Origin of the sequence: Streptomyces adustus, from assembly GCF_009377175.1 — a bacterium.
Taxonomy (GTDB): domain Bacteria; phylum Actinomycetota; class Actinomycetes; order Streptomycetales; family Streptomycetaceae; genus Streptomyces; species Streptomyces adustus.
In genome coordinates this window covers 1-3,277 of record NZ_VJZD01000468.1, presented here as the reverse complement: position 1 = coordinate 3,277, position 3,277 = coordinate 1, and the positions used below count along the sequence as shown (strand labels likewise).

Annotated in this window: 3 protein-coding genes; 2 read left to right on the top strand and 1 reads right to left on the bottom strand. The window is 72.6% G+C overall.

The features are described 5' to 3' along the window. Positions 1 to 1,178: arginine deiminase (locus FNH09_RS45625; protein WP_162470096.1), on the bottom strand; the 1,178-nt coding region annotated here is incomplete at its 3' end. Between the two features lie 136 nt (positions 1,179 to 1,314). Between FNH09_RS45625 and FNH09_RS45620 the strand changes: the two genes are divergently transcribed. Together FNH09_RS45620 and FNH09_RS45615 are read left to right on the top strand one after the other, a co-directional pair. Next, a complete protein-coding gene (locus tag FNH09_RS45620) occupies positions 1,315 to 2,385 on the top strand; it encodes an SPFH domain-containing protein (RefSeq protein ID WP_152895752.1) in 1,071 nt (356 codons plus the stop codon). After that, on the top strand, positions 2,382 to 3,277 hold an 896-nt coding region (locus tag FNH09_RS45615; protein WP_162470095.1), incomplete at its 3' end, for an NAD(+)/NADH kinase. The genes FNH09_RS45620 and FNH09_RS45615, both read left to right, overlap by 4 nt.

The window sequence follows — 3,277 nt, the reverse complement described above, 5'->3', positions numbered from 1 at the left end:
CCCCTGCCCCGCCCCAGTTCGCTGCCCGGGATCTCGATCACCTCGATGCCCTGTTTGCGCAGATGGGTGTTGGTGGTGGCATTGCGCTCGTAGGCCACGACGACACCCGGCTCGACGGCCAGGACGTTGCAGCCGTCGTCCCACTGCTCACGCTCGGCGGCGTGCACGTCCTGGGTGGCGGTCAGCACCCGGATCTCGCTCAGCCCGAGGGCGGCGGCGATCGCGCGGTGCATGTGCTCGGGCGGATGGTCGGTGACCTTCACCTCCTTCTCGCCGGAGCCCGGTTCGATGGTGTACGAGCGGAGCATGCCGAGTCCGGCGTACTGGGTGAAGGTGTCGCCGTCGACCATCGTCATCACGGTGTCGAGATGCATGAAGGCGCGCCGCTTCGGCAGGTCGAGGGCCACGATCGTCCGCGCGGAGCCGGCGGCGAACAGCTTGTGCGCGAGCATCTCCACGGCCTGGGGCGTGGTGCGCTCGCTCATGCCGATGAGCACGGCGCCGTTGCCGATCACCAGGACGTCCCCGCCCTCGATGGTGGAGGGGTAGTCGGCCTGCCCCTCGGACCAGAGGTGGAACCCCTCGTCACGGAAGAGCGGGTGGTACCGGTAGATCGCCTCGAAGTGGACGGTCTCGCGCTGCCGGGCCGGCCAGCGCATGGCGTTGATGGAGACGCCGTCGTAGATCCAGGCGGAGGTGTCCCGGGTGAACAGGTGGTTGGGCAGCGGACCGAGCAGGAAGTCGTCCAGCTCCATGGCATGGAAGCGCACGGAGGCCGGCTCCCTGTGCGCCTGGAGGAACTCCCGCTTGGTCGCGCCGCCGACGAGGGCCTCGACCAGCTCGCGGGCGGGCAGGGTCGCGTAGGCGGCGCGCAGGTGGTCGGTGGCGAGCGGTCCGTACTCCTTCTCGTCGAAGACACGGTCCAGGACCAGCGTCCGAGCCTCTGGGATCGCCAGGGTCTCGGTGAGCAGGTCGCCGAAGAGGTGGACGACGACGCCGCGGTCGCGCAGCACGTCCGCGAACCCGTCGTGCTCGGCGCGCGCCCGGCGCACCCACAGCACGTCGTCGAAGAGAAGGGTGTCCTTGTTGCTGGGGGTGAGCCTCTTGAGCTCTAGGTCCGGCCGGTGCAGGATCACGCGGCGCAGCCGTCCGGTCTCGGAGTCGACATGGAATCCCATGCCTCCATCCTGGCCATCAGGGGCCGCCCTGACCCTTCCCTCCCCCATTTCCCCTCCCCTTCTTCTCGTCCCCTTGACGATAAACGGACCTCTGCCTTATCGTCTCCATGACGAGAAAAAGGGGAGGGGATCGCACATGGCCGACATCACCCGGCGCCTGGGCTGGCGTCACCTGCGCGGCGCGCCGACGGCGCACATCCGGTACCACCGCTCGGGCAAGCCCGTGCACGACGGCCCGGGACTCAGCTTCTGGTTCCGCCCGCTGACGGCCGCGATATCCGAGATCCCGGTCGACGACCGGGAACTGGCCATGACGTTCCACGCCCGCACCTCCGACTTCCAGGACGTCGCCGTGCAGGCGACCGTCACCTACCGGATCGGCGACCCGGCCGTCGCGGCCGCCCGACTGGACTTCTCGATCGACCCGGACACCGGCGGCTGGCGGGGTGCCCCGCTGGAGCAGCTCGGCACGCTGCTGACCGAGACGGCCCAGCAGCACGCGCTGGACGTACTGGCCCGCACTCCGCTGTCGTCGGCGCTGGTGGACGGGGTGGCGGCGGTGCGCGAGCGGATCGCGGCCGGGCTGGGCTCCGAGCCGCGGCTGCCCGCCACCGGCATCGAGGTGGTGGCCGTGCGGGTGATGGCGCTGCGCCCGGAGCCGGAGGTGGAGCGGGCACTGCGCACCCCGGCCCGTGAGCAGATCCAGCAGGAGGCCGACCGGGCGACCTACGAGCGGCGGGCCGTGGCCGTCGAACGCGAGCGGACCATCGCCGAGAACGAGCTGGCCAGCCAGATCGAACTCGCCCGCCGCGAGGAGCAGTTGGTCGACCAGCGCGGCACGAACGCGCGGCGCGAGGCCGAGGAGCACGCGGCCGCGGACGCGGTACGGGCCGGCGCGGAGGCGGCCCGTGCGGTACGGCTGGCGGAGGCCGAGGCGGCCCGCACGGTCAAGCTCGCGGAGGCCGAGGCGACCCGTGCGGTACGGCTGGCCCGCGCCGAGGCCGAGGGCGCGCGCGAGGTCGGCGAGGCGCGGGCGCAGGCCCAGGCGGCCTGGCTGCGGGTGCACGCCGAGGTGGACGTGGCCACGCTGCACGCGCTCACCGGGACGCGGCTGGCCGAGAACCTGCCGCGCATCGACAGCGTGACGGTGTCGCCGGACGTGCTGACGGGCCTGCTCGCCCGGCTCGGTTCGCAGGACCGGGAGTGAGCCTCGCCCCGCGCGCCGTGATCGTCCACCGCACCACGGAGTACGAGGAGTTGGTGGCCCGGCACGGCACGCACGGCCAGGCCGCCTTCTTCCTCGCCTCCCGCGGCCGTGACATCGAGGAGGTCGCCGAACGGCACCGCCGGACCCGGCGGGCCCTGGCCGAGGTCGCCGCGGCCGTACCGCTGACCTGGCGTCAGGCCCGGGTGGAGCGCGCCGACCTGGACCGCTTCCTGTTCGCGGCCGAGGACGTCGTCGTGGTGGTCGGGCAGGACGGGCTGGTGGCGAACGTCGCCAAATACCTCGCCGGGCAGCCCGTGGTGGGCGTCGACACCGACCCCGGGCGCAATCCGGGCGTGCTCGTACGGCACCGGGCGCGGGACACCGCCGCACTGCTGCCGGCCGCTCTCGCCCCGGGCGCCGGGTCCGGCACCGAGGAACTCACCATGGTCGAGGCCGTCGCGGACGACACCCAGCGGCTGGTGGCCCTCAACGAGATCTATCTGGGCGCGCCCGGTCACCAGACCGCCCGCTATCGCCTGGGTCTCGACGGCGACAGGGGTGCCGTCGAGGCCCAGGCCTCCTCCGGTGTGCTGGTGGGGACCGGGACGGGGGCGACCGGCTGGCTCCGGTCGGTGTGGCAGGAGCGCGGCGCGGACCTGCGGCTGCCCGGTCGTACGGAGGAACGCCTGCTGTGGTTCGTCCGCGAGGCCTGGCCCTCGCCCGCCACCGGCACCTCGCTGATCGCGGGCGAGCTCACGGCCGACGGCCGGCTGCGGATCACCGTCGAATCGGAGCGCCTGATCGCCTTCGGCGACGGAATGGAAACGGACTCGCTGGAACTGACCTGGGGCCAGTCGGTGCAGGTGGGGGTGTGCGGGGAGCGGCTGCGGTT

Coding starts and splice junctions, on each gene's coding strand:
- FNH09_RS45620 (WP_152895752.1), top strand. CDS start 1,315: ATGGCCGACATCACCCGGCGCCTGGGCTGGCGTCACCTGCGCGGCGCG.